Origin of the sequence: Arthrobacter sp. Cr_A7, assembly GCF_029222765.1 — a bacterium.
Taxonomy (GTDB): Bacteria; Actinomycetota; Actinomycetes; order Actinomycetales; family Micrococcaceae; genus Arthrobacter.
In genome coordinates this window covers 1-26,185 of sequence record NZ_JARHXQ010000307.1, presented here as the reverse complement: position 1 = coordinate 26,185, position 26,185 = coordinate 1, and the positions used below count along the sequence as shown (strand labels likewise).

General features: G+C 66.6%; 23 protein-coding genes and 1 pseudogene. 8 read left to right on the top strand and 16 right to left on the bottom strand.

The annotated features are described in order from the left end of the window. The 4 genes and pseudogenes from P2Q66_RS18120 to P2Q66_RS18105 form a co-directional block, all read right to left on the bottom strand. Positions 1 to 305 (bottom strand): annotated as a pseudogene (locus tag P2Q66_RS18120) (L-asparagine permease); the annotation flags it as partial. A 10-nt stretch (positions 306 to 315) separates the two neighbouring features. After that, positions 316 to 1,731 carry an aspartate ammonia-lyase gene (locus P2Q66_RS18115; protein WP_079595027.1) on the bottom strand — a complete coding sequence of 472 codons (1,416 nt, stop codon included), beginning with the start codon at positions 1,729 to 1,731 and terminating at the stop codon, positions 316 to 318. Positions 1,732 to 1,737: 6 nt separating this feature from the next. Continuing rightward, on the bottom strand, positions 1,738 to 2,796 hold the full coding sequence (locus P2Q66_RS18110) for an asparaginase (protein WP_079595028.1): 1,059 nt from the start codon (positions 2,794 to 2,796) through the stop codon (positions 1,738 to 1,740). 23 nt (positions 2,797 to 2,819) lie between these two features. Continuing rightward, complete coding sequence (locus tag P2Q66_RS18105) at positions 2,820 to 3,509, bottom strand: FadR/GntR family transcriptional regulator (RefSeq protein WP_104443662.1); 690 nt, start codon at positions 3,507 to 3,509, stop codon at positions 2,820 to 2,822. A 233-nt stretch (positions 3,510 to 3,742) separates the two neighbouring features. Between P2Q66_RS18105 and P2Q66_RS18100 the strand changes: the two genes are divergently transcribed. After that, positions 3,743 to 4,009, top strand: a complete 267-nt coding sequence (locus P2Q66_RS18100; protein ID WP_079595030.1) for a helix-turn-helix transcriptional regulator — start codon at positions 3,743 to 3,745, stop codon at positions 4,007 to 4,009. Further along, positions 4,006 to 5,250 carry a HipA domain-containing protein gene (locus tag P2Q66_RS18095; RefSeq protein ID WP_275730369.1) on the top strand — a complete coding sequence of 415 codons (1,245 nt, stop codon included), beginning with the start codon at positions 4,006 to 4,008 and terminating at the stop codon, positions 5,248 to 5,250. The genes P2Q66_RS18100 and P2Q66_RS18095 overlap by 4 nt, the downstream gene beginning before the upstream one ends. Positions 5,251 to 5,259: 9 nt before the next feature. Here P2Q66_RS18095 and P2Q66_RS18090 read toward each other — a convergent pair whose 3' ends face one another. From P2Q66_RS18090 to P2Q66_RS18080, 3 genes are all read right to left on the bottom strand, one after another. After that, positions 5,260 to 6,210 (bottom strand): hypothetical protein, encoded by a 951-nt coding sequence (locus P2Q66_RS18090; RefSeq protein ID WP_115525872.1) that lies wholly within the window; start codon positions 6,208 to 6,210, stop codon positions 5,260 to 5,262. A gap of 9 nt (positions 6,211 to 6,219) precedes the next feature. Then, a complete protein-coding gene (locus P2Q66_RS18085; RefSeq protein ID WP_079595033.1) occupies positions 6,220 to 6,837 on the bottom strand; it encodes a uracil-DNA glycosylase in 618 nt (205 codons plus the stop codon). 153 nt (positions 6,838 to 6,990) lie between these two features. Further along, positions 6,991 to 8,574 carry an HNH endonuclease signature motif containing protein gene (locus tag P2Q66_RS18080; RefSeq protein WP_275730366.1) on the bottom strand — a complete coding sequence of 528 codons (1,584 nt, stop codon included), beginning with the start codon at positions 8,572 to 8,574 and terminating at the stop codon, positions 6,991 to 6,993. Between the two features lie 335 nt (positions 8,575 to 8,909). On the opposite strand from P2Q66_RS18080, the gene P2Q66_RS18075 reads away from it, so the two are divergent. Beyond that, entirely contained in the window at positions 8,910 to 9,422 is a 513-nt protein-coding gene (locus P2Q66_RS18075) for a hypothetical protein (protein ID WP_115525871.1), read from the top strand. A gap of 39 nt (positions 9,423 to 9,461) precedes the next feature. Here P2Q66_RS18075 and P2Q66_RS18070 read toward each other — a convergent pair whose 3' ends face one another. The 6 genes from P2Q66_RS18070 to P2Q66_RS18045 all read right to left on the bottom strand — a co-directional run bounded on the left by P2Q66_RS18070 (position 9,462) and on the right by P2Q66_RS18045 (position 15,302). Further along, complete coding sequence (locus P2Q66_RS18070) at positions 9,462 to 10,943, bottom strand: amidohydrolase (RefSeq protein ID WP_115525870.1); 1,482 nt, start codon at positions 10,941 to 10,943, stop codon at positions 9,462 to 9,464. Continuing rightward, entirely contained in the window at positions 10,940 to 11,323 is a 384-nt protein-coding gene (locus P2Q66_RS18065) for an RNA-binding S4 domain-containing protein (RefSeq protein ID WP_079599096.1), read from the bottom strand. Before P2Q66_RS18065 ends, P2Q66_RS18070 begins: the two co-directional genes overlap by 4 nt. Before the next feature lie 47 nt (positions 11,324 to 11,370). After that, a complete protein-coding gene (locus tag P2Q66_RS18060) occupies positions 11,371 to 12,498 on the bottom strand; it encodes a sulfite oxidase (RefSeq protein WP_275730364.1) in 1,128 nt (375 codons plus the stop codon). Positions 12,499 to 12,619: 121 nt separating this feature from the next. Next, positions 12,620 to 13,480, bottom strand: coding sequence for an SDR family oxidoreductase (locus P2Q66_RS18055; RefSeq protein ID WP_275730361.1), 861 nt, complete (start codon positions 13,478 to 13,480; stop codon positions 12,620 to 12,622). A 4-nt stretch (positions 13,481 to 13,484) separates the two neighbouring features. Beyond that, on the bottom strand, positions 13,485 to 14,489 hold the full coding sequence (locus tag P2Q66_RS18050) for an aldo/keto reductase family protein (protein ID WP_079599099.1): 1,005 nt from the start codon (positions 14,487 to 14,489) through the stop codon (positions 13,485 to 13,487). A 27-nt stretch (positions 14,490 to 14,516) separates the two neighbouring features. Beyond that, complete coding sequence (locus P2Q66_RS18045; protein WP_115525868.1) at positions 14,517 to 15,302, bottom strand: hypothetical protein; 786 nt, start codon at positions 15,300 to 15,302, stop codon at positions 14,517 to 14,519. A gap of 160 nt (positions 15,303 to 15,462) precedes the next feature. Here P2Q66_RS18045 and P2Q66_RS18040 point away from each other — a divergent pair, with 160 nt between their 5' ends. Beyond that, positions 15,463 to 15,831: a YchJ family protein gene (locus tag P2Q66_RS18040; protein ID WP_115525867.1), complete on the top strand. Its 369-nt coding sequence runs from the start codon at positions 15,463 to 15,465 to the stop codon at positions 15,829 to 15,831. A gap of 42 nt (positions 15,832 to 15,873) precedes the next feature. Here the strand turns inward: P2Q66_RS18040 and P2Q66_RS18035 are convergent, their stop codons facing one another. The 3 genes from P2Q66_RS18035 to P2Q66_RS18025 all read right to left on the bottom strand — a co-directional run bounded on the left by P2Q66_RS18035 (position 15,874) and on the right by P2Q66_RS18025 (position 19,142). Further along, on the bottom strand, positions 15,874 to 16,698 hold the full coding sequence (locus tag P2Q66_RS18035) for a hypothetical protein (RefSeq protein WP_115525866.1): 825 nt from the start codon (positions 16,696 to 16,698) through the stop codon (positions 15,874 to 15,876). Positions 16,699 to 16,762: 64 nt separating this feature from the next. Continuing rightward, the gene (locus P2Q66_RS18030; protein ID WP_275730358.1) at positions 16,763 to 18,778 is read right to left on the bottom strand and encodes an acyl-CoA dehydrogenase family protein; all 2,016 of its coding nucleotides are present in this window, start codon (positions 18,776 to 18,778) and stop codon (positions 16,763 to 16,765) included. Between the two features lie 61 nt (positions 18,779 to 18,839). Next, on the bottom strand, positions 18,840 to 19,142 hold the full coding sequence (locus tag P2Q66_RS18025) for a hypothetical protein (protein ID WP_275730357.1): 303 nt from the start codon (positions 19,140 to 19,142) through the stop codon (positions 18,840 to 18,842). A gap of 231 nt (positions 19,143 to 19,373) precedes the next feature. Here P2Q66_RS18025 and P2Q66_RS18020 point away from each other — a divergent pair, with 231 nt between their 5' ends. The 4 genes from P2Q66_RS18020 to P2Q66_RS18005 all read left to right on the top strand — a co-directional run bounded on the left by P2Q66_RS18020 (position 19,374) and on the right by P2Q66_RS18005 (position 26,127). Further along, positions 19,374 to 20,831: a DUF3375 family protein gene (locus P2Q66_RS18020; protein ID WP_275730356.1), complete on the top strand. Its 1,458-nt coding sequence runs from the start codon at positions 19,374 to 19,376 to the stop codon at positions 20,829 to 20,831. Beyond that, entirely contained in the window at positions 20,824 to 21,717 is an 894-nt protein-coding gene (locus P2Q66_RS18015) for a DUF4194 domain-containing protein (RefSeq protein WP_275730354.1), read from the top strand. Before P2Q66_RS18020 ends, P2Q66_RS18015 begins: the two co-directional genes overlap by 8 nt. Next, positions 21,714 to 25,175, top strand: coding sequence for an ATP-binding protein (locus tag P2Q66_RS18010; protein ID WP_275730352.1), 3,462 nt, complete (start codon positions 21,714 to 21,716; stop codon positions 25,173 to 25,175). The genes P2Q66_RS18015 and P2Q66_RS18010 overlap by 4 nt, the downstream gene beginning before the upstream one ends. A 460-nt stretch (positions 25,176 to 25,635) precedes the next feature. Continuing rightward, positions 25,636 to 26,127 carry a hypothetical protein gene (locus tag P2Q66_RS18005; protein ID WP_275730351.1) on the top strand — a complete coding sequence of 164 codons (492 nt, stop codon included), beginning with the start codon at positions 25,636 to 25,638 and terminating at the stop codon, positions 26,125 to 26,127. The last annotated feature ends 58 nt before the right edge of the window (positions 26,128 to 26,185 follow it).

Sequence of the window (26,185 nt, the reverse complement as noted above, 5' to 3'; positions counted from 1 at the left end):
CGGGCGTAGGAGACGAAGGAGCCCGAGGAGGGCCGGTGCAGGACCAGTTCGCCCAGGGCGCGGAGGATGAGGAACGCGAAGAACCCGCAGACCGCGTACGCGATGACCAGCGACGGGCCGGCGGCGTTCAGCCGACCGCCGGCGCCCAGGAACAGGCCGGTACCGATCGCGCCGCCGATCGCGATCATCTGGATCTGCCGCGGTTTGAGGTTCTTGTGGTAACCCTTGTCCTCGGCATGCAACGCCGACTCGGAAGCATGGGCCTGCGGCGGGACTGTGTGGTCCGTGATGGGGGGATTTGTCATGGGGGATGTCCTATTTGCTGAGGTTGGCAAGGCGTTCGGGGCTAAGGAGTTCCTGGAGTTGGGTGTTGGTGAGGAGCCCGTGTTCGAGGACGAGCTCGGCCACGCCCTTGCCGGTGGCAAGTGCTTCCTGGGCGATGGCGGTTGCGGTGGCGTAGCCCAGGTGGGGATTCAGGGCGGTGACCAGGCCGATGGACTGTTCCACGGTGAGGCGGAGGTGTTCGGTGTTTGCGGTGATGCCCCGAATGCAGCGGGCCGTGAGGGTGCGGCAGGCTGCTTCCAGGTGGGAGATGCTCTTGTGGAGGCTGTGGACAATCACCGGTTCAAAGGCGTTGAGCTGGAGCTGCCCGGCTTCGGCCGCCATGGTGATGGTGACGTCGTTGCCGATGACTTCGTAGGCCACCTGGGAGACCACTTCCGGGATCACCGGATTGATCTTGCCGGGCATGATGGAGGAGCCGGACTGCACTGCCGGCAGGTTGATTTCGCCGAAGCCGGCGCGGGGGCCGGAGGAAAGCAGGCGGAGGTCGTTGCAGATCTTGGAGAGCTTGACGGCAACGCGCTTGAGCACGCCGGACAGGTGCACGAAAGCGCCGACGTCCTGGGTTGCCTCGATCAGGTCCGGGGCGGTGACCAGGGGCAGGCCGGTGATCTCGGCAAGGTGCCGGCAGGCTGCCGCGGCGTAGCCGGCGGGGGCGTTCAGTCCGGTTCCGATGGCGGTGGCCCCGAGGTTGATCTCGTGGATCAGCAGTTCGGCTTCGGCCAGGCGGAGCCGGTCTTCGCCGATGGTGATGGCGTAGGTGCCGAATTCCTGCCCAAGGGTCATGGGCACGGCGTCCTGCAGCTGGGTGCGGCCCATCTTCACCACGGTGCGGAACTCGAGGGCCTTGGAGGCGCAGGCTTCCTCGAGTTCGGCCAAGGCGTCCAGCAGCTCCCGTGCGGCGAAGATCGTTCCGAGCTTCACGGCGGTGGGGTAGACGTCGTTGGTGGACTGGCTGAGGTTGACGTGGTCGTTGGGGTGCAGCCGGGCGTAGTCGCCTTTGGGATGGCCGAGGATTTCGAGCGCGCGGTTGGCAATGACTTCGTTGGCGTTCATGTTCGACGACGTCCCGGCACCACCCTGGATGACGTCGACGACGAACTGGTCGGCGAGGCGGCCGTCCAGGATGTCCTGGCATGCCTGTTCGATGGCCGCCGACCGTTCTGCGTCCAGCAGGCCAAGCTCCCGGTTGGTGCGGGCGGCGGCGAGTTTCACCGCCGCGAGGCCGCGGACCAGGTGCATGTTGGAGGAGAGCTTCTGGCCGGTGATGGGGAAGTTCTCCACAGCACGGAGGGTGTGCACGCCCCAGTAGGCGGCGGCGGGGACATCGCGGTCGCCGAGCAGGTCGTGCTCGGAGCGGATGTCCGCGGCGGTTTCGATGATAGTCATGGGTCCTTACGGGGCTTCGTTGACGGGTTTGGACAGGAAATCGGTGGCTTGAAGCTGGCCGACCTGGTGGCCGCCGCCCAGCACGGGCGCCGTTGCAATCGCGGCGAGCGGCGCGGTGTCCACACCGAGGGCTTCCAGCAGTTTGACGGTGGCGGGCATCCGGGCGCGGTCGCCGCCGTCGGAAATCTTGACGGCCACGGCGCTGCCGTCGGGCAGGCCCACCAGCTGGACGCCTTCGAAGCCGTCCTTTGCGACAGCGCCGGGGAGCAGCCGCATGAGCCCGGTGACGTCGCGGCCTTCGCCGGCCACCATCTGCGGGTGCTGCTGCATGGCGAGTCCGACGGCGGCTTCCGTGCTAGGTACATCAGGCGAGGCGCCGCCGTCGGACGCGTTCCCAAGGGGACCGGCCGCCCGGGCGAGGCGGCCGAAGGCGCGGGCCATGCCGCGGAGGGTCAGTGCGAACAGCGGGGTGCCGCAGCCGTCCGTGCTGATGGCAAGGGGCTGCTCCCCGGCCAGGTCGGTGACGGTACGGGCAACGAGTTGCTGCAGCGGGTGGGCGGGGTCAAGGTAGCCGCGCACCGGCCAGCCGTTGATCACGCAGGTGGCGGCCATGGCGGCGTGCTTGCCGGAGCAGTTCTGGGTGAGCTGGGTGGCCCGGCCGCCGGTGCGAAGCCATTCCTCGCGCTCGGCCACGCCGTAGGGCAGGTCCGTGCTGTTCTCCAGGTCGGTGATGGCCAGGCCGTGCAGTTCGAGGATGCGCAGCGCGCCGTCCCGATGTTCGGCTGCGCCGGAGTGGCTTGCCGCGGCCAGTGCCAGGAGGTCCGCGGGGAGTTCAAGTCCTGCCCGGATCATGGCGACGGCCTGGAGCGGCTTCAGGGAGGACCGGGGGTAGAACGCAGCCAGCGGATCGCCTGCTGCTGCCTGGATTGAGCCATCTGCGGCGAGGGCGATGGCCGAGCCGTAATGGACGCTTTCCACGAGGCCGTCGCGGATGGCGGCGACCAGGGGCTGGTGCTGCGGCAGGGCGGCAGCAGTGTGGGCAGCAGAAAGCGCAGGGGAGAGCATGAATTCCTTGAAGGTTGCTGGAGTTACTTGTTCAGGATGGAGTCGAGGGCAACGCCCACGGCGTGCAGGTGGTGGGCCATGGCGGCGCGGGCGTCTTCCGCGGAGCCGGCCTCGATGGCGGCAAGGATCTGCTGGTGTTCGACGTCGGAGGCGTGCTGCCGGTCTGCCACCATGTTCAGGGTTTCCGACTGGTGCGCCAGGGCGTCACGGATATCGGCCACTACGCTGGCGAACACCTTGTTGCCGCTGGCGCGTGCGATCGCAGCGTGGAAGCTGGAGTCCAGGGCAACCCAGGATTCCGGATCTGTTTCGGTGGCCATGGCCGCCACGATGTGGCGGAGGGTTTCCAGTTCCTCGTCGGTACGGCGCTCGGCCGCCAGCCCCGCTGCCGGAACCTCGATGTGCGGTCTTGCCTCCGTGAGGTCCCGGGCTGAGTACTGGCCGAGGGTGAGGTCATTGGCCACCTTGTTGGCCACGACGAAGGTGCCCTTGCCCGTCTTGGTGACCGTGAGGCCCAAGGCGGTGCAGGACCTCAGGGCTTCCCGGATCACCGAGCGGCTCACTCCGTACTGCTGCGAAAGCGTGGCCTCCGAGCTGAGCTTGCTGCCCACTGCTACCAGCCCGGACTCAATGTCCTCGCGGAGGGCGTTGAATACGGCCTCCGCAGCACTCAACCGCGCCAAGGGGCGCGCCGAGGCGTGGCTGGCGGCCATTCCGCGGGCGGCTGCTCCGGCTGCAGGCTGTCCTGCTGTCCGGCTGTCTGACAGGTTCACGCTTTAAATATGGCACCGGTCACACGAGGTGTCAATGCGAGGTGTCAGCGGAGGCAAGCTCGGGGCTTGGCGAAAGGTACGTTCGTGCCGTTTCTCCCTTTTCTTACAGGATGCCCGGGCGTATCCTCTCCAATAAGACAAAAGATCGGCACGATCGTACCTATGGGAGGGTCATGATTCAGGAGCTTCCCCGGATCCTGGCCGCGGAAGTAAGGTCGCGCCGCACCTCGCTCGGCCTCACGCAGCGGGACCTGGCTGACATGGCCGGCGTTTCTGAGCGGTTTGTCCGTTTTGTGGAGCAGGGTAAGCCGAGCATCCAGCTGGATTCGCTTCTTGCGGTCCTCAACACCCTCGGGCTCGAGCTTCAGGTCGCAACCAAAACCAGCCAGGCCCGCCGCGCTGAAGCCGGTCCCGGGGCCCGGGAAGTGGCCGTGCCATGAGGCACCGCATCGCTGACATCTACAAGGCAGGTGTGCTGGCGGCCAGGCTGGAAAGGCACGACGGCGGGACCCGCTTCAGCTACCTCCCGGCGTATCTCGCATCCGGGGGACCCGCCGTCGCGACGTCCCTGCCGCCCACCAACGAGCCGGTCCTGTCTGCTGCGGGCGCTGCTCCGCCCTATTTCACCGGCCTCCTCCCGGAGGGCCGCCGGCTCAATCCCCTGCGGCGGTCCATCAAAACCAGTGCCGACGACGACCTGTCCCTCCTCATCGCGGCAGGCGGAAATCCTGTGGGCGACGTCCAGATCGTGGGTCACGGGGAGCCGCTGGACCCCGATGAGCATGCGGTCCAGCTGGATCCGAAGCTTCCCGTGGACTTCGATCAGCTGCTCGGTGACCCGGATCTGATCGACCCCGTGGCGCTGGCCGGCGTCCAGGACAAGCTGTCCGCCGGGATGATTTCCCTTCCCGTGGCAAGCGCCGGGAAGAGATTCATCCTGAAGCTCAACGCGCCCGAGTTCCCGCACGTGGTGGAGAACGAACTGGTGATGTTCCGCTACGCCGCCAAGCTCCGGATCCCGCTGAGCCGGGTCCAGCTGATCAGGGATGTTGCCGGCAGGCCGGGGCTGCTGGTGGAACGCTTCGACCGTGTGCCCGTCGCCAGTGGCGGCCCTGACGACGTGTTGCGCCTCGCGGTGGAGGACGGCGCGCAGGTGCTCAAGCTCTATCCGGCCGACAAGTACAACGTTGGCTACGGGCAGGTCTGCCACGCGCTGGCGGACCACTGCCCCGCGCCCCTTCCGGCGCTTCGGAACCTCGCCATCCAGGGGGCGTTTGCCTGGCTGACCGGCAACGGGGATCTGCACGCCAAGAATGTGTCCATGGTCCGGCATCCTTCCGGTGAATGGGCCATCGCACCGGTGTACGACATTCCCTCCACGGTCGTTTACGGCGACAAGACCCTGGCTCTGACCATGAACGGCAAACGGACGGGCATCTCGCGCCGCCATTTCCTGGGGTGGGCCACGGAGCTTGGACTTCCCGAGCGCGCTGCCGTCCAGGGGCTTGAGCTAGCGCTGAAAGCGTCGGGGCCGCTGGTGGCCGACCTGGAGGCAGGGACCGCCTTCGCCGCCGTCACCATCCAGAAAGACAACGACGACGGCGCTTCGCCCTTCCCCGACATGGTCACCAGGGCGTGGGTCAAGGAGCTCAAGCACCGGCGCCGCCTGCTGGAAGGATAGCGGTCCGCCTCACGCGTCCTGTTGTCGGGACCCGTCATACCAGCGCAGGACCCGGAGTGCTCGCAGCGTATTCCAGCGGCTGGGCAGCCCGTCTCCATCCTCCAGCGCGAAGTGGACCTTGCCGGGGTGGGTGTTCTCCAGCAGCCAGGTGCCGTCCGGTTGCTGCTTGGAGCGGATTAATTCCACCGCTTCAACGAGGCGTTGGTCCGGCGCGGCCCCAGTTGCCCGGAAGTAGTCCAAGCCTCGGAGGACGTCGTAGAACCAGCGCGTGGGATAGGAGAAGAGCAGCCAGTCCCTGCTGATCAGTTCGCCGGTGGATTTCCGCCGCAGCAGCTGGCGCTCCAGGAGGTACTTCTCGGCGGTTCTCCGGGCGGCGCGGGACTCTGGCGTCCCGCCGGTCGCGAGTTCGAACTCCAGCAGCCCTTCCAGGACGCAGATCGTGCTGTGGAATGAGGAACGCGTGGAGCCGCGTTCGGCCTCGCAGTTCCAGCCGCCGTCGGCCAGCTGTTCCTTGGTGAGGAGCTCAACCACGCTTTCCACGGTCTCGCCGAAATAGGCTCCCAGTGCGGCAGTCATGCCGTTGATGCAGGGTTCCACCTCACCCTCGAAAAAGGGCTGGTTGCCTTCCTCCCAACGGCTGTTCTCCCGTACCAGGGAGACCGCGTGGCGGGCCTCCGGGCTGTCAGGAAGCAGGCCAAAGTCGCGCAGTAGCAGGAGGCTGTAGGTGGTGGCGGTCCAGGGCTGGTTGTCGGGGTCGTCGTCCTGGGCCGGCCAGTACGTGCCGCCTGCCCATTGGGCGTCCGCTCCCTGCAGGGCGAGCAGCCGGGCGCCCCAGCCCTGGGTCGCGACGCGATTCCGCTCGGCCAGGACTTCATGTTCCGAAGCATCGGTAAGGTCGCGGAGGGCCTGCCAGCGGATGGCCGGGTCGGAGTCGAGCAGCCAGTCAAGCACTTTCTGCATGACGGCGTGTCAGAGGTGCTGGATGCCTGCCCGCTGCATGGCGTCCTTGTAGATCTCCACGTTCTTGGCCAGGAGTTCCTCCTGTTTGGCTTCGGAGACGGCGAATGCCCGCCCGCCGAGCGCCGTGGCCTTGTAGACCTTGATGCCGCTGTTTTTCAAGGACGAGTGGTACGTCTTTTCAAAAAGGGTGAGGAAGCTGGAGGCGTCGGTACCGTGGGCGATGATCGCGGAAACGCGGGAGTTGATTTTGAGGAACTGCCGGAAGGGGCGGAGGCCGTCGGTCTTTTCCTGCACGCTCAGCGCTGATGGGCTGCCGGGGTCGCGGACCCACGGGTAGGCGTTCCACGGCATCACGTAGCGCGGATCGAGCTCGGCTAGTTCGTAGATCTGGGTGGCGCGGCGGGCAGCTTCATCGTCGTTGTAGTGGGAGACAAATCCGGACTCGGTGCCCTTTCCCGGGCTGACTTGCAGGCTGACTATCCGGCATTCGTCCTCGTCGTGCACCGGATCGATATAGGGGACGGTGGAGCCCGGCTTCTTTTCCATCAGTTCGTCGCAAAGCTGGGTTACCTTCGCGATGTTCGGTTCCTGTAGCAGGGCCTTTTTTTCGTCCCAATCAATCGTCACGATTTCTCCCTCAGCAGCAAGGCGTCCAGAATCAGGCGTCTTAGGCCACTCTACGCTTCCCCGGATGAGGGTGGGCAGGGGAAATTCAGCGGCGACCTCTGTCGCGGCACAAGTGGGAGCCGAGTGGCGGTTGCTGGCTGCCGGATGCCCAAGCTACCACTGCCCCTTCCAACCCGCTGGCCCCGCCCTGCCCAGCACGTGGACAGCGTGCTTAATCGCTTCCTGGCGCCGAACCGGTTCCGGAAGCGGATTGTGAACGGTACGACAACCGATGGCTGGCTCAGTTCCAGCTGTCACCTGCCTGCCGGGCACCGCTTTTCGGTTGAGCGACGCTGGGGGCAGCGTCGCCTGACGGTGAGGAGCCTCGGGCAGAGGGGTCAAATCCCCTGAGCTCCCGGGCAGTGCTGGCGCGGTGGAGTGGTAGGTGTGGCCTGTTGGGGTTCGGGTTGCGACGGTGTGGCGGGTTCCGGGGATGGGTTTGGCGGTCCAGCCGGGGTTTTCCTTGGTGTGGTTGCAGGCTTCGCAGAGCCCTTGGCCGTTGCTCATGCTGGTTGGTCCGTCGTTGTGCCAGGGGATGATGTGGTCGTCATGCCGGATGGGCGCGTCGCAGTACGGGGTCCGGCAGGTGTCGTCCCGGACTTGGAGGAAGCGGCGGAGCCCGGGCGGGAAGAACCTGGCTTTTGAGTCCATCGCGACCAGCTCGCCGGTGCCGGGGGCCGTGTAGAGCCGGCGGAGCCAGACGGACAATTCATGCTGATCAGAAGTGCCAGCAATAGCACCATAGCCAACACCAACAGCAGTGCCAGAACCAGAGCCAGAACCAGAACCGGAACCAGAACCAGAACCAGAACCGGAACCGGAACCGGAACCGGAACCGGAACCGGAACCAGAACCAGCACTAGCGTCCGGGGCGGCCATCCCCACTGCACTGGTGCCGGTTGTCCTGTTCAGGATTGTCTCGCGTGCCCAGTGTGCGGGGACGGTGCCGTAGCCGGTGAGTCGGGCGGGTTCGCTGTCGCCCTGGAAGAGGGTGCGGTCGGTCATGACGAGCTGGATGTCGATCCCGGTGATCCCGCCGGGGGTCCCGGTGACGCGTTCGACCAGGGAGTCGGCCATAACCTGGCCGCGGGACCGTTCATCACCGCGGGACCGAGCGGCATCAGCGTCCCGGGTGAGGGACGCGTAGGCCGCGACGCCTTGGGCGACCGGAAGGAGTGCTGTCAGATAGGTCATGGTGTCCGGGGCCGGGCGAAGACTCACATTGCGTTCGGTCACGGCACGGCTGGCCCGCCGCGCCACGGACTTCGGGTCCCGCCGGTACGCCGCGGCACGGACAGCGGAAACAATGGCGCGGTCCCCGAACCCGTCAAGGGTGCCGGTGTCCGCGGCGAGCTCTTCGTCCACCGCCTGCCGGTCCTCGGCCGACAGGCAGGCTGTTTCCCGCACGACCAGCGTGGCGCGCCATTCATTCAGCTGCCCGTTCCGCAGGGCGGCGAACGTTCGCGGCATTTCAGTGACCAGGGCTTTGCCCAGGCCCAGCAACCTCCCGCCCCGGGACGGCGACTCGCGCCGCCCCAGCGCAATTTGGGCACCCACGCCGGCACTGAGTTCATCGGCAGGAACCCCGGCCGCGGCCTGGACCCGGCGCTGGAACAAGTCAAAGGCAACAGCAATATCGGCCTGCTTTGCAGCCGCAGCTGACTTCAAATCCTCCAGCTCCCGCAGCTGATCAATCATGCCCGCACCATCAGCACAAACCCGCACCGCATCCAGGGCCTCCCGGACAGCGGCAATCGACGTGACAGCCGCCAGAGCCTCCCGGACAGCGGCAATCGACGTGACAGCCGCCAGAGCCTCCCGGACTCCAGTGATCGACCGCCTAGCAGCCTGAGTGTCCAGCGCAGCTGCAACCGGCGGCACACCAAGAATCCCCGCCCCGCTTACCCCTGCCAAAGCCCCAACCGCTTCCATAAACAAAGTCTTCCAGCAGGGTGTGACAATTGCCGGGAGCCAAAGTTCCTATGTGGATAACGTGGCCCAGACACCCGGAAGGGATCCTGTTCAATGGGACTATGCAATTCACCAGGAAGGGCCTGAAAGCCGAGGGCTTCGCAGGGTTCCGGCCCATCCAGGACCTCGAGATCATGAGGATTCCGCAAACCACCGGACTGTTCGCCGTCCTACGCCCGGAAAACTTTCAGCCGCGCTACCTCAAGAAGAGCACCGCCGGCGTCTTCAAGAAAAAGGACCCGACCCTGCCGGAGTCAACAATCACGGCGGAATGGGTAGATGACGCAGCCGTCCTCTACATCGGCAAGGCGGGCCCGGGCAGCAAAGGCAACCGCGGCCTCCGCCGCCAGATCCAGGAATTTGTGGACTTCGGCCAGGGAAAGCCGCCGGGGCACTGGGACGGCCGACTGATCTGGCAGCTTGCAGACGCGGGCAGCCTCCTGATTGCGTGGAAGGAACTGCCTGCAGGGCCACTCAGTACCGCAGAAGCGGCTTACCACGCAGCCTTTGTCGAGGAATTCGGGAAACTACCGTTCGCCAACCTGGTCCAGGCGCGGACCAAAGCCGGAAGCTGACGCGCGGACGAACCTGACAACAACGAAGGGTGCGGCGACTCAGAAACCAGCCAGGCCGCCGTCGTACGTAAAACGCCCGCCAAGCAATGTGGCGGCCACAGGCATCGACGCGAGGTCAGGGTCCGCAACCGACAGCGGGTCGGCGTCGAGCAGCACCAGGTCAGCCGGGTCGCCCATCCGGACCACGCCGCGGCCGCGCGTGGAGGCAAGTAGCGCCTGCTCCCGCGTTACGGCCTCCTGTGGCTGCCAGGGTTCCCGGCCGTCGAAGGCCGAGCGCGTGGTGGCGGCCGACATGGCGGCCCACGGATCAAGCTGAGCCACCGGAGCGTCGGAGCCAAGAACCAGCGAAGCGCCGGCATCCAGCAGCGAACCCAGCGGAAACGCCCGGTCAGTCCGGCCAGGCCAGTTGGACTCCGCGGCGTCCCGGTCATCCAACGCGTGAAGGGGCTGGACACTCGCCACCACGCCCAAGGCTCCGAACCGCGGGAAGTCCTCCCGGCGGATGAACTGGGCATGCTCGATCCGGCCGCTCACGCCGGCCCGCTCAAAGGCGTCGAGAGCCACCCGGTTGGCGGCATCGCCGATTGCATGGACGGCCGGAACGAACCCGGTGTCCCGCGCCCGCTCCAACAAAGCCTGCAACTCCGGCTCGCCCACCGTCAGTAACCCGTGCCCACCGAAGGGGTAAGGGTCCACGCAGAAGGCAGTCCGCGTGTTGAGCGAACCGTCGATCAGCACCTTGAGCGGCCCGGCATGGAGCAGCCCGTGGCCACCGTCCAGCTCCTTGCCCGTCTTCATGCCCGCTGCAACGGCCCGCTCAAGATCCGCCGGATAGACCCCGGCCTCAACCCGCAGGGAATCGAAGCCCGCAGAAATCCGGCGCAGCCACGGGTCCCGGTTCCACGTCATTTCAAAATCGACCACGCCCACCACGCCCCTGGCGGCGGCAGCATGCCCGGCCTTGCTGACCCACTCGTCCACCACGGAATCGGGCAGCCGGCCCAGCTCCCGCGTCAGCAGAAACGCGGGTTCCTCGCGCAGCAGCCCGGAGGCGTCCACTTCGAGCGCATACAGCCTGGCGGCAGCCGAGTTCACCCACACGCAGTGCAGGTCGTGGCTGATGAGGGCAACGGGCCGTTCGCCGGTGGCGGCGTCAAGCATGTCCAGCGCAGGGGCGTCCGGCCACAGGGCATCGCGGAATCCCACCCCTACTGTGACCGCCGCCCCGCCGGGCTTTTCTGCCACAAGACAGCGGCCGACGGCGGCAGCAGCCTCGCCTGCCGACGTCGCCTTGGAGAGGTCAAGCCTGTTGGCGTGCATGGCCCATTGCGTGAAGTGGACGTGCTCGTCCCAAAGTCCGGGAATGACGTACCGTCCACCGCAGTCCACCATTGGAACATTGCGGGGCAGGCCCAGCGGTGGGTCTGCACCAATCGCGGCGACCACACCGTCCCGAAGGTGAATGTCGGCAACCGTATCCGAACCGGGTTGGCGCACGGACGCGAGGACCAGGTCCGTCATGCAGGGCCGCGGAGCCGTTCCATCTCGCGGCGATCCTTCTTCGTGGGCCGGCCGGTACCCCTGTCCCGCTGCGGCAGGCCGAGCGCCGGCGCGATGGGCCGCGGCGGGGTGTGGTCCGTGAAACAGTGCGAGGCCGCTTCCGCGCCAACACGCTTGGCGATCAACCGGCGCACTTCAAGGATCCGCTCGTAGCCCGGCATCCGAACGGTCACGGTATCGCCGGTCACCAAGGTGGCAGACGCCTTGGACGGGCTGCCGTTCAGCCGGACATGCCCCGCACGGCAGGCCGCCGTCGCGGCGGAGCGGGTCTTGTAGGCGCGGATGGCCCACAGCCACGCATCAATACGGACGCTGGCGGGGGAGGAAGGAAGGCTGGTCATGGCTGGCACCGAGTATAGCCCGGCACCTTTTGATATTCAGCGCACGCTCATTCAACCGTCACGCTGACGCGCTGCACCATGTTGTTGCCCAGCCCCTGGTAATTCCAGTTCTGTTCCAGCGGCTGGGTGGCGCCGGTGGCATCCGTCGCCCTGCAGGAGAGCTCATGCACGCCCGGATCCGCCACCCACGGCAGCGTCCACTTGCGCCACGCGAATCCGCCGGCCGGCTTGTCCAGCTGGGCGGGCAGCCATGTGCCGTCGATGCCCACTTCGACGCGCGTCACCGCACCCTCGCCGGACCATGCCCTGCCCTGCAGCAGCACCGGTCCCGGTGCCAGAATCCGCTTCCGCGTGAAGAAGTCCGGGACGCCCGGCGGGACCATCAGCGACCGCACCCTGATCCGCGAAACCGGTGTGCCGGCGTCGTCCGCGGAGTCCTGGAAGCGGTAGGCGACCCGCTGCTGGTAGCCGGCAAACGGGGCCGTGACCACCTCGATGGACTGCAGCCACTTCACACTGGCCATGCCGTACCAGCCGGGGACCACCAGGCGCAGCGGATAGCCGTGCTGGGGCGGCAGTTCGGTGCCGTTCATTTTGTAGGCAAGAACGACGTCGGCGCGCAGCGCTTCGCGGATCGGCAGGCTCCGCGCGTAATGGTGGGGGACGCCGCCCTGGACCCCGGCATCGGCCCCGGTGAAGACCACCTCCACAGCGTTCTCCAGCACTCCCGCCTTGCCCAGGAGGTAGGCGAGGGGAACGCCGGTCCAGTGCGCGGTGCCCACTCCTTCCATAACCCAGGGCTGGCTCATCGGCCGGGGCGTGAGGAGGGACCGGCCGTTGCCGGCGCATTCGAGGGTGACAGGCACGGTGATGGCGGGGTCCTTGCGGAGCGCGGCCATGCTCAGTTCCAGGGCCCGCTCCACCGCCCCGCTGATCCGGAGGTGCCAGGAGGCGGGATCGATATCGGGAATGTCGAAGTGGGTGAGGACGTAGTGCAGTCCCGGGGGAGTGACGTCCCGGCGCAGCGCCTCCAGCGGCATGGAGTGGTTCCGCGCGGAAAGCTGCAGCTCCTCCGGTGTCAGGGGACCAGTGGTGGGACCGGCCGGAAGCGCGGCCGGTTCCCCACGAATTTCGGTTGGAGATGCGGACTGCAGGTTGTCGTGGATCTGCTTCATGGCGGGTGCGATTCTGCTCGGCGGGACGCTGCTGGGGCTCGATGATGCCTTGCCACAGGTTTACGCCCGCCCCCGCCGGCCCGTCAACGCCTTCCTGAGGCTTCCCCGGCGGTGGCGCCAGCTACAGCACCGGACGGGTCAGGAACTCCGCCAGGCTGATGGGGTCCTGGCCAGTGAGCCCGTGGACATCCGGGGAGACGCCGGCCATTTCCCCTGCCGCCATGGCTGTGTAAGTGCTAACCCAGGCGTCCAGTTGCCACTGCGGTACGCCGTACGGTGCCCGCGATGCATAAGCCTCGTCCACCGTTTCCGGCTGGAAGCTGACGGTCCGCCCGGTCCCTTCCGTGATAACTTCGGCGGCCCGGGCCAGGGTCAGTTCCTCGGGGCCGGTGAGGTTGTACGTCTTGCCCTGGTGGATGGCGGGATCGCGCAGGACGGCCAGGGCGCAGCGCGCAATGTCTTCCCGGGCAACGCCGGCAAAGGCGCCCTCGCCGGCAGGGCCGCGTATCACGCCGTCCTTCCCGGCCAGGCGCGGGAGGAAGTCGAGGTAGAAGTTGTCCCGCAGGAACGTGTACTTCATGCCTGACGTCCGGATGTGCTCCTCCGTGGCGTAGTGGTCGCGGGCCAGCGTGAAAGTGGCATCCGGTGCCGCCCCGTACAGCGAGGTGTAGACGACGTGCTCCACCCCTGCTGCGGCGGCTGCGTCCACGAAGGCGGCATGCTGCTGCACCCGGTCCTCGGTCTCCGCGGCGGACACCATGAACAGCACCTTGGCGCCGTCCAGGACCCGGCGCGCTGCGTCGGAATCCGAGTATGAGCACACCCCGGGTGTTGCGTTCTCCAGTTGCGGGGCGCGGCCGGCGTCCCGCACCAGCAGGCGCTGGGCTGTACCGGCCGCGGCAAGCTGCCGGGCCACCATCCCGCCCAGTCCGCCGGTGGAGCCGGTAACGGCGAGGCCGGGCAGATCCGAAGCGGACGCCATGGGCCTACGCTTCCCGCTTGGCCGGCGACTTGGTCTGCGCCGGGTCACGCTCGGCCAGCGACCCGATGGCATCGTCAATCTTTTTCAGGACCTCGGGCTCCAGCTTCACGCCGGCGGCCGCCACGCTGTCCGCGATCTGCTCCGGCCGTGACGCACCCACGATGGCCGAGGCCACGTTGGGGTTCTGCAGCACCCAGGCCACCGCCAACTGCGGCATGGAGAGGCCGGCTTCCTCAGCGATGGGCTTGAGTTCCTGCACTCCTGACAGGACGTCGTCGCGCATCCAGCGCTCGATCATCCTGGCCCCGCCCTTCTCGTCCGTGGCCCGGCTGCCCTCCGGGGCGGGCTGGCCGGGAAGGTACTTGCCGCTGAGGACGCCTTGGGCCATGGGCGACCAGACGATCTGGGACACACCCAGTTCCTCCGACGCCGGCACTACCTCGGCTTCGATGACCCGCCACAGCATGGAGTACTGGGGCTGGTTGGAGATGAGCTGGAAGCCCAGCTCCCTGGACAGTGCGTGGCCGTCCCGGAGCTGCTTGGCGGTCCACTCGCTGACACCGATGTAGAGCGCCTTGCCCTGCCGGACGATGTCCGCGAAAGCCTGCATGGTCTCTTCGAGCGGCGTCTCGTAGTCGTAGCGGTGGGCCTGGTAGAGGTCCACGTAGTCGGTCTGCAGCCGGCGCAGTGAGCCGTTGATGGACTCCATGATGTGCTTGCGGGAGAGGCCAAGATCGTTCTTGCCCTTGGGGCCGGTTGGCCCGTAGACCTTGGTGAAGATTTCCAGGGATTCGCGGCGCTCGCTTTTCAACGCTTCGCCGAGGACTGTTTCCGCTGCGGTGTTGGCGTAAACGTCTGCCGTATCAAAGGTGCTGATTCCTGCGTCGAGGGCTGCCCGGACACACTGGGTGGCGACGTCGTTTTCCACCTGCGAGCCGTGGGTGAGCCAGTTGCCGAACGTGATTTCCGAGACTTTGAAACCGCTGTTTCCGAGGTATCTGAATTCCATGGGTTTCACGCTAGCCCAGATGGTTGCTCAGGGTAAGGGCTGTTTGCCCTTCTCGGGAGTACCCGCGGGGGCTGACCTTTTCTGGGCGGGCGCCGAACCTTTCAGCACCTGCGGGCCGGTGAGCGACACGAGCGATCCGGTGTCCAGCGGTGCCAGCGGCTCGGGGTGCTGGGGTTTCTTGAAGGAGCGCGGAACCTCCCGGAGAGGGCGGTGGTTATGCAGGGACGACTCCACGAGCGGGGCCACCTCCACCACTTTCTCGGCCGGGACCTGTGGATCCGGCAGGTCCCGCACCGACAGTTTGATCTCCGGCGCCGCTGCGCGCGCCCTGGCCATGGCCCGGGAATCCGCCTCGGCAACGGCCGAGGCCCAGTCCTCAGCCAGGACCGGTGGTTCGCGGCGCGCGGCCGTCAGGGCGGGATGATGGACGACGGCGGTGCGCAGCGCCGACTTCAGGTGTGCCGGCTTCAGGGCGGCGCGCCAGTCGCGCGGCTTCCCTGCGGCAGTCCTGCCGAAGGTCCTTGATAGCAGCCCTGCCCGTGCCGGGCCGGACGGGGGTGCGGCGGCAGCACCGTCGTCGGACGCGTCCTTTTGGTCCGCGAGCCGCGTTCCGTACAGCTGGACGAGCGGGATGGAGTCCTTACGGACGCGCCTGCCGAACAGGCCCATCAGAACGGCCGCGGCCAGGCGGCCGACGCCGGCAAGCACCAGGGTGATGACCCCCAGCAGGAAGAGGACAAAAAACATCAGGAATGCGACGCCCACCGTGCCCAGGAAGGTCAGGTTGAGGATGAGCGTATCCGGATTGTCCACGTCATCTCTCCTCTCCGCCAGGGCAGCAGTCCTTCTCCACCATACGGATTTTTGCCGGAGCATGCCGCAGCGCGCAGCGGCGGGTCCGAGGTTGTATCGAAGCTGTTACCGGATATGACAACATCGGGATATGGCTGAAAATCGGGGACAGGAACGCTGCATGTGCCTGTCCGGAGAGCAATATGGACAGTGCTGCGGGCGGTTCCATTCCGGTGCAGCGGAGGCCGCCACTGCCGAACAGCTCATGCGGTCCCGCTACAGCGCATTTTTCCTGCTCGACGCCGGCTATCTGCTGCGCACCTGGCATCCGGAAACCGCGCCGGCCGAGCTTCGGCTGGACCCGGCCATGGAGTGGCGGCGCCTGGATGTTCTTTCCGCCAGCCGCGGCGGTCCGTTCGATACCGAGGGAACCGTCGAGTTCAAGGCCCACTACCGGGACGGGAACGGGCGCGGCGTCCTGCACGAGGTGAGCAGGTTCGCGAGGGAAAACGGCCGCTGGTACTACCTGGACGGAGAAGTCCTCGCCTGACGAGCGGGACAGGACTGAAGACGCCATGGCTCGCCCACCGGGTTACTCGTCGTTGTAACCGTCGTTCGGCGTGAACCCGGCCCGGTCCACTTTGCGGTGGAACCTCATCCCCGCGAGCCCGCCAAGCACGGCACCCACCAGGGCGACAGCCGCCACCACGACGGCGGCGATGATGCTGGTGGTGGTCAGCTGCCCCTCGTTGATGGGGATGCGGGGGAAGCTGTTCAGGTTGGCCAGCACATTGAACTGCTGGCCTGCCACCATTCCGAGGACGGCGATGACGATGGCGGCGATCAACGCCCAGATCCACACCATCAGGCCCTGCTTGGCGCCGTTGAAGCGCGCCATGCGCCCTGCAACGTAACCGCCGCAGTAGTAGGAGAGGAAGAGGATCACGAGCAGGATGATGATGCCCACCAGGCCTACCGTGCCCTGGTTCTGGGCGGCCTGGTTCACGGCTTCGTTGACGTCCGTGTTGCTCGCCAGGCCCACTGCGGTCCCGGCCGCAGCCACCAGGGCTGTCAGCAGGACCGCCATACCGGTGGCCGTCAGCCAGCCAAAGAAGGCCGAGCCCACCTTGATGCCGCCGAACTGCTCCTTTTCCCGCGCGACGGCGGTTTGCCGGTCGGTCAGGCCGGGGTCAACAACGGGCGCCGGGGCAGTCGCTGCAGGAGCGTAGTCCCGCTCGGCGTACGGCGCGGACCGCTCCGTATAGGTGGAGGCCGGTTCCGCATCTGCTGCCGGCACCTGCTCATAGGAGCGGGTGCTTTGGCTGTCCGAATCTACGGCACGGTAGCTTCCGCTCCGGTTGTCATCCTCCCGGGCTCGCCGCGGGGGCAGGTTCTCTGGGTCGGTTGAGCTGCTCATGGCTCAACTCAACCACCCAGTTACAAGGATAGCAAGCGTGCTTACTATTTTGTGACCTGCGGTTTTACCGGTAATTGCGGTGCAGATTGTCCTTTTTTGAGGGGCCGGGGGAAGCGTCGGCGATCCACGGGCCGGTCCCTTCGGACTGGTCCAGGATGCCTTCCTCCAGCCAGGTGTAATCGCCGGCGAGGACTTTGCGCGTCAGCCCGCGGTCGCCGTCGTCCGTGTTCCGCCAGAGTTGGTCGAAGTACTCGTCCACGCGCACCCGCGCCTGCTCGCAGAATGCCTCGGCCAGCTCGTAGGCGCTCGCCGCCCGCTCCGGCGCGGTGTGAAGGAGCATCTCGGCGCGGGAACAGCACGCGGCCATGGCAAACAACTCGGCACCGATGTCCACCACCCGGCCCAGGAATGCCTGCTTGTACGCCAGGTTGGCCTGCCAGCGCCCCATGCCATAGAAAGTCTGGCGGGCCAGCCTGCGCGAGGACCTTTCGACGAACCGCAGCTGCTTGGCCAGCCGCCCGAATTCGCTGTAGGAGCGGGGGTCCATTCCGGCCCCGGCCACCAGTTTGGGCAGCCACTTGGCGTAAAAACCCGAGGCCCCGACGGCTGCCTTCGCCTTGTCCTGCAAGCTTGCCGTGACCGACGCGAGGTCGCCGGCGGCGGCGAGGTGGGCGTCCACGGCTTCGCGGGCAATGAGGAGCTTCATGATCTCCGACGAACCTTCGAAAATCCGGTTGATGCGAAGATCCCGCAGCTGCTGTTCAGCCGGAACGGCGCGCTCGCCGCGGGCTTCCAGGGACTCGGCCGTCTCGAAACCGCGGCCGCCGCGGATCTGCACCAGCTCGTCGGCGATCCGGCAGCTGGTCTCCGTGGACCACAGCTTGGCCAGTGCCGCCTCGATCCGTACGTCCTTCTGCCCGGCGTCAGCAAGTTCGGCGGAGAGTTCGAAGACTGCGTCCAGGGCAAAGGCGGAGGCGGCGATGAAGGCGATCTTCTTGCTGACTGCCTCGTGCTTGCCGACGGACTGCCCCCACTGGATGCGCGCATTGGACCACTCGCGGGCGATCTTCAGGCTCCAGCGGCCGGAAGCCACGCACAGCGCCGGGATGGAAAGCCGGCCGGTGTTCAGCGTGGTGAGGGCGATTTTCAGGCCCTGGCCTTCGCGTCCCAGCCGGTTCGCCGCGGGCACCCGTACCTGGTGGAACCGCGTGACGCCGTTTTCGATGCCGCGCAGGCCCATGAAGGTATTGCGGTTCTCCACGGTGATGCCGGGGGAATCCATTTCCACCACAAAGGCGCTGATGCCGCCTTTGTGCTCGGTTCCGTCAGCGTCGGTGTGCGCGGGAACCACTGCCATCACCACCACCAGCTCTGCGATGACGCCGTTGGTGGTCCAGAGCTTTACGCCGTCAAGGATGTAGGCCTGGCCGTCCTCGGTGGGAACTGCCGTGCTGCCCATGCGGGCGGGATCGCTGCCCACGTCCGGTTCCGTCAGCAGGTAGGCGGTGACGGCCCCGGCTGCGCACCGTGGCAGGTACTCGCGCTTTTGTTCGGGGGTCCCGAACACCTTCACGGGTTCCGGCACGCCGATGGACTGGTGCGCAGAGAGCAGGGCGCCAAGGCTGGGATGGACGCTGCCCAGCAGCGCCAGGGCGCGGCCGTAGTACACCAGTGAGAGCCCCAGGCCGCCGTATTCGCGCGGGATCTTCATGCCGAAGACGCCCAGTTCGGCGAGGCCCCGAAGGTATTCGTCCGGGATCTTGGCGTCCCGCTCAATGACCCTTCCCGACAGGGTCCGGGCGTATTCGGCCAGGCGGGCCATGAACGCTTCGCCGCGTTCCACGTCTTCATCCCTGGCAGCAGGCCAGGGATGAATGAGGCTGAGGTCGAAGCTGCCCAGGTAAAGGCCCTTGGCAAAACTGGGCCTGTCCCAGCCGGTCTCGCGCGAGGCCTCGGCAAGCGCGCGGGCATCTTCGGCGGTGGCGTCGGACCCGAGACTGCTTGACGCGACGGGAACCTCTGCGGCCGGCGCGTCGGTTCCGGGAGCTTGGGTGGAGGGGGAGTCAGTTGCGGAGGTCATGGGTCATCTCCTTGGCCGGATCGGCCGGTGTAGCCATGGATCCGCCGGGTTGGAGAACCCTTTAGCTGTCTCTCAATATTACCCGCGGGTAAGTTCCGGTGCTAGGGGAGGCCTGGGCCTGGAAGTCCCCGCCAGCTTCGGCGGCGGAGGCGCTGTGCACCAGCCGGTCCCATCCTGCGTTGATGCCGTGGACGACGCCCATAAGCGTATTGACCACCACCATCCAGGTCAGCTTTCCCGCGCCGAGCAGCACCAGGGCAATCAGCCCTGCCACCACCACGAATGCTGCCAGGATGAAGGCGAACACCAGCGTTCCAATAAAGACCAGAGTGCTGGTTTCCACTGCGCTTAGATCGAACTGCATGAGTCCCCCTGCTGCCACGTTGCTTTTGGTGAAGATCAGTAGCAGAAGCGTAGGGGTACGCTCGCGTGGCCAGCCAGAGCCGCGGCAGCCTAAGGCAGCTGTTGATATGGGATCGAAACACAACGGCGAAGTAGGTCACGGAGTGGTCGCGGCGCCTGCGTTAACCTTGTAGTTGGCAGTTTTCCGTTCCTGCCCCCGCCCCCGCCCCGCAAAACAGCCCAAGGAGAGTGTGTGCCCCGCTCCGCCAGGTCATCCGCTGACGCCATCAGCGCCCGGCTTCGGGACCTCGAACTCCTCACCAAGGGACCTGCCTGGGCGCTGACGCGTTCGGCCCCCTGGGTGATCGCGGTGCTGCAGGCTTCCTTTACCCGCACCCGTCCGCAACTGCCGCTCGAGGAGTTCCACGCCGACGTCGACTCCTTCCTTGAGGAACTGCGGCGGCAGGATCCGGGGCTGGGCGGCGGAGCCAACGGGAAGTCCTTCGGTGATGAATGGACGCGCCGGCAGTTCTTGACCCGCCGGAACCAGTCCGGCCAGATTGTCTACGAAGTCACTGAACCCGCCGCCCGCGTGCTCGCCTTTTTGGACAGCCTTTCCAGCGAACGCTCCACATTGAACGGGTCGCGGCTGGGCACACTGCTGGGGGACGTGGAAAAGCTCGCCAACGAGACCAACCCGGACCAAAGCGCACGCCTTGAGTCCCTCGAAGAGGAGATCGAAGAGCGCCAGCAGCTGATCCAGGACATCGCCAGCGGCGAGTTCGACGGTTTGCTGGACGACGACGAAGCGGTGGAAGCCGCAGGAAACATCCTCGATCTTGCCGCCAGCCTCCCCGCCGACTACAAGAAGATGCGTGACCGGATCGAGGAACTGGTGGGAGAACTCCGCAACCAGATCATCGAGGAATCGCTCAGCAAGGGCGCCACCATGGCCCAGGTGCTGGAGGCGGACAAGCGGCTCCGGCAAAGCCCAGAAGGCAGGACCTTCCGATCCTTCACGGCCTTCCTGGAGGACCCGCAGCAGCAACTGAGGTTCCGGTCCGCCATCGGGGAGGTCCTCAGCCGGCAGTTCGCGGACGACCTGAGCCCCGAGGACCGTGAAACCCTGAAGAACCTGGTGGCTGAACTGCGCCAGCAGCACAGCCAGATCCAGCGTATCTACGGCAAACTCAGCGAAAGCCTCAACACCTACGTCCAAAGCGACGACTTCCGCCAGTCCGTCCGGCTCCGCCAGGTCCTGCGCGAAGCGGAGCAGGCTATCCGCTCCCTCCCGTACGAGCGCGACCGGCCCGGCCTGGTGCCCGGCCCGGTCCTCTACAACGCCGGCTTCGAGTCCCTGTCAATGGTGAAGCTCTTCGACCCCGACGAGTTCGCCGCCCCGCCAAAGCTCGCGGATCCCATCGCCTTCAGCGACTCCGACCGGGTGCGCTCGCCGAGGACCGGCAAGGCCAAACCCGAGGTCATCCGCTCCGCCATGGCCGGAGCCGCGACGCTCGCGGACGCGTGGCAGCAGCTTCCGCCCGAGGAGCAGCACATCAACACCATCCGCGCCCTCCTCTCGCAGGCCCTGCACGCCGGGGCGGACTTCAACCGCGGCGCCTGGGACGGCCTGGACTTCGAACAGATAGACGGCACCACACGCAGGGCCTACCTGCCCATGGTCACGCTCGCAAAGGATTCTGATGACTGAAGAAATGACGACGGCGGATGAGACCGCGGCAGCCGAGCCGGCGGTGGAGCCTGACATTCCGGTGGTGGAGCCTGTCGAAACCCAGGACGCCTGGACCCCCGCAACCACCGGAGGGGTCCGCCCCCGCGACACCTTCATCGACGGCGCTGCCCTCTTCCCCGGGGACACCGGGGTGCTGTCCATGAAGGTGCGGCAGGCGCTGGTGAAACTCCTCAAAGGTCCGTACATTGACGGCGGCCGCGACGAAAAGCTGTGGACCGTGCTGCTGGACAACCAGGTGATCCTGCGCAGCCGCCTGTCCGAGCTCTTCCTTGCCATGCAGCTGGACCACGAACGGAAGATCGCCGTCCTGCGCCCCGTGGACCCCGACGCCATCGGCGGCAGCACCCGCTCCAGCATCCTCAGGCAGCAGCGCGCACTGAGCCGCGTGGAGACCATCGTGCTCCTCCGGCTGCGCCTGCTCTTGGACCGGCACGTCACCGCCCAGACCGACCCCACCATCACCCGCGAGGAAATCGCGGACCTGGTCACCCATTACCAGCCCGCCGGCCAACAGGACGCCCTCCGCGACTCGGACGTGGTCACCCGGGCCATCACCAAGCTTCTGGCCCGCCAACTCCTCCTGCCCACAGGCCTGGATGACGTCTACACCATCTCCAACGCCCTGCCCCTGGCCCTGCCCTTCGAAAACATCGGCGACATCCCGGCCCACATTGAGGCCCTGGTTGCAGCCTCCACCGACCAGTCAGGAACAGAACCCCTCCTGGACCTCGACAGCGACCCGCAGGAAGTGGACGACGACGCCGCTGCGGACGGTGAGCTACCTCAAGGCGCAGCACCGTCGTCGTACCCAGCCATGACCACCGAAGAGGAGGGTGCCAAGTGAGTATCGCGAGCATGCTCCCGATCGGAGAAGTTACGAACCCCGGCCAGATGCGGCTTGCGTTGGTGCAGGTGGTCAACTGGGGAACGTTCCACGGGGCGCACACAATGCACGTGGACCGGAACGGGACGCTGCTGACGGGTAACTCGGGCGTTGGTAAATCCACGTTGTTCGACGCAATGCTGCGGGTTTTCGATGCCCGCCCGCGGTCCAACGAGGCTGCTGCGCAGCGGTCGGGCGGGGCTGTGGAGGACAAGCGGACCACGTTCACGTACATGCGTGGCAAGGTGGGTGACAAGGCCGTAGGCGAGGGGTCGGCGAGTGCCTTCCAGCGGCCGGGTGCCACCTGGTCCGCCGTCGCCCTGACGTTCGACAACGCCGCCGGCACCAAGGTGACGGTTTCGGCCCTGTTCGACCTGCCGAAAAACGGTACGGAGTCGAGCGTTGGCCGATTCTACCTGATCGACGCCGTGCCCCTGGACCTGGAAGCGGTCGAGGGCATCGCGGACAAGAGGTTCACGAAGGCTGCGCTGGAAACGGTGTTCCCGCACGCCCAGGTTTTCGACGTCCACAAGGCCTTCGCCGAGCGGTTCCGCCGCCTGCTGGGCATCAACTCGGACCAGGCGCTTCCGCTCCTGCGCGTGATCCAGGCGGGCAAGGGCCTGGGCGGCAGCGTCAACACCTTCTTCCGCGACCAGGTCCTGGACGCCCCGGCCACCCTCTCCGCCGCGGATGACGTGGTGGAGGAATTCAGCAACCTGATGTCCATCCGGCAGCGGCTAGAGGATGTCCGGCAGCAGCGGGACCAGCTTGCTCCCGTCCCGGGCCTGAACCGGGAGTACGCGCAGTCGCTCCTGGATGCCAACCGGCTCCGCGAGCTGGCGGGCGGCGAATTTGAGGCCTACAGGCAGCGGCTGGCGGTCACGGTCCACCAGAAAACGCTGGCCCGGTTCAAGGAGCTGGCCCAGGCGAAGGCCAAAGAGCTCGGCGCCGAGCGTTCCGTCCGCGACGGGCTGGCCAAGGAACTGCGCGAGCTGGAGACCGACTACAACAGCCAGGGCGGCAACGCGATTTCAGCCATCGAGCAGTCGCTGGAGAACGCGCGGGTGGGGCTGAAGCTCCGCCGGCAGGTGGAGGAGGCGGCGCAGCAGGCCCTGGCCGACGCCGGGTTGCAGCTTGAGTGGACGGCGGAGGGCTGGGAGCAGGCGCACGAGCAGGCGGCGGCCCGTTCCGCCGAACTGAAGGACGATTCGCAGGCGCTGCAGGAGCTGCGGTTCGAGGCCTTTGACGCCCACGCGACGAAGAAGCGCGAGCTGGCAGCGGCTGAGCAGGAGCTCGTGTCCCTGAGGACGCGCAAGTCCCTGCTGCCGCCGTCGAGCATTGAAAACCGTGCCGCAATTGCTGCCGCCACCGGCATCCCGGAGGACCGGATGCCGTTCGCGGGTGAGCTGATGGACTTGGCCGAGGGCGAGGAGCGCTGGCGGCCCGCCGCCGAACGCGCCCTCCGCAGCCTTGCCACCACCCTCCTGGTTCCCGGCGAGCATTTTGGAGCCGTAACCCGGTACCTGAACGGCCACAACGTCCGCGGTGCGCTGCGGGCGGTGGACGTGTCCAAGCCCCTGGCCGGCGGCGCGCTTGCCGTGGAGGACGTGCGCGACGGCGACCTGCTGACCAAGCTGGACATCCTCGCCACAGGCACGGCTGCTGAGCCGGGTGCATGGATCCGCGAGCGGATCGCCCTCGACTTCGCCTTCCCGTGCGTGGAGGATCCGGACGAACTGGCCGCGCTGGACAAGGGCCTGAGCCTGGGCGGCGTGGTCAAGCGCAACCGCCACACGGTGGAGAAGGATGACCGCTTCACCAGCCGCCAGGACTACGTCCTGGGGTTCGACAACGCCGCCAAGCTGGAACTCGTGGCCGGCCAGGTGGAGGACCTCCGCCAGGAAGTTGCCAAGGCAGCCGAATTGGCCCAAAGCCGCGAGGATTCGCACCAGGGCATGAGCCGGCAGCTTGACGCCCTGCGGCGGATCGCCGAGGACCATCGGCCTTGGGAGCAGGTGTCCGCGGCAGTTGCAGCTGACGACCTGGCCAGGATTGAGCAGCGGCTAAAGGACGCCTTGGCCGCGCAGGCGGACCTGGAACCCCTGCGAGCAACCATCGAGGAGGTGCGGCAGAAGCACCAGTCCAGCACCGAGGCCGCCGCGGTCCTGCAAAGCGAGTACAAAGCGCTGGACAGGCAGCTCACCACCGCCGATTCGTTGCTTGAAGGCGCCCGGGAACGCCTGGCCCAGGCGCCGCCGTCGGACGCCACCGTCGCGGCTCTGGACCCCTACTTCGCCGAGTTCGGCGACGTGGCGGAAATGCACGAGCTGGACAACCTGGCCAACCGGGTGCGGACTGCCCTCCTGGGCGACCTGCACGCGGCGGAGTCCCGCGGGCAGGCCACAGCGGAACGGCTTACCCGCATTTTCGAGGGTTTCGTGCGGGAATGGGGCAGCGCCATTTCCGCAGACCATGGAACCACCATCGGTGCTGCCAGCGACTTCGAGAGCCGCTACCATGCGATCGTCAGCGACGGCCTGCCCGCCCAGGAGTCCGAGTTCCGGCAGTTCTTCAACCAGCGCACCCACGAGTCCTTCAGCACCCTGCTGCACCTGCTCGATGAGGAACGGCGCTCCATCACCAGCCGCATCCTCCCACTGAACGGCATCCTCTCCCAGGTGAACTTCCACGAGGGCAGCTTCCTGGAACTGGACATCAAGCAGACCCTGCCGCCTACTGCCAAGCAGTTCAAGGACGCGATCCAGAACGCCCTCAAGGCCAGGCACTCCAGGCCAGCCAAGACCGAGGCCGGCAGGGACAACGCGGCCCCGGAGCGGGACGACGACGCCGAGCTCACCGCACGCTACAAGTCGCTGGAAACCTTGGTTAAGCGGTTGGGCTCGCAGGCCCCGGAGGACCGTCGCTGGCGGGCCGAGGTGCTGGACGTCCGCGGGCACCTGTTCATCCAGTGCAAGGAGCACCGCGAGGTGACGGGGCCGCGTGGCGGCAAGAAGACCGAGGTCTTTATGCATGCCGATACCGGGTCAATGTCCGGCGGTGAGCGGCACCGCTTCACGGCGTTCATCATGGCGGCGGCACTGAGCTACCAGCTCGGCATTGCCGAACAGGGCTTCACCACGTACGGCACCGTGATGATGGATGAGGCGTTTGTGCTGGCCTCTGAAGAGTTCGCGGGCGCCGGCATCAAGGCGTTGCACGAATTCGGCTTCCAGCTGCTGCTCGCCGCTCCGGAGAACGTGATCGACCTGTCCCGGCACCTCGGTTCCGTGACCGAGATCCTCCGGGACAGGCGCACCAACCGGTCCGGCGTCCTCACCGCTCCCGTGATCCGGCCGCGCCCGGGCGAAGAGGGAGCGTGGCGGTCGGAGGCTAACCCAGTGGACATCGTGCTGCGCTGACACGCCATCTGAAAGCAACGCGGGGTCACTCCCTGCCCGCTCAAACGCCAAGATCGGGCCGGATGGGCCTCCGCGTTACTGTATATAACAAATTGATGGATTTATTGTGATTGCTCTGGTGTGTGGTGATTTTGCTGTGCCACTCTTGGTCCATCACATCACCCCGCCTGAATGATCCCCCTGGGCGCTGCGGAACGCTGGGTCCCGCACCAACCCCAAAGAGACCAAAGGCGCTCTCTTGAAAGGCACTCCGATGCGCCCAGCCCACCGCGCAAACTTCTTCCTCGCAGCCACCGCCGCTGCCGCTCTTTCCCTCGCAGGCTGCGCGACAGGCACCCCTGCCGGGGGCGGGGCTCCCTCCACGGCGCCTGCCACCCAGCCGGCTACGCAGAGGGCTACGCAGAGTCCGGCTCCAACCATCGTTCCCGCTGCTACCTCTTCCCCCGTTCCCAAGGGGCCGGTGACCTTCACCTTCGCAGACGGCCGCCTGTCCTTCACCCACCCGGAGGGCTGGAGCGTGGAGCATGAGCAGGTTTCGGCCTCCCCCGCAGTGGAGACGGCGACCGTCCTGGATGCCAGCGGCGAGGAGCAGATCAACATCTACTACAGCCAGGTTGGCGATGCTACGGCCGGCAATGTCTCCAGGAACATCATTGAGACTGATCCGGTACCCGGACTGATCGGCGCTTCTGTTCCCACGCCCAGTTCTTCATTCTTCATTGATCGAGCTGATGGCGTTACTCGTTACCGGATGGGGCTGACACCGGGATCGCCAGTCTCGCCGGACGGGCAGGTGCAATACGGTCTTGTAAGGATCGGCGACCGTATTTTGACTGCGGACGTGCTGTTTACTGAACCGCGGTTTGAAGGTGATGACGCAGCGCAAACCTGGTACTGGAGTGATGAGGGCCGGGCCCTGAAGTCGGTGCTGATGAGCTTCTCCTACCGCTGACCCCCGTTGATGTGGTGTGTCACCCCGTGGCGCACCACATCACTATCTCGAAAGGCAC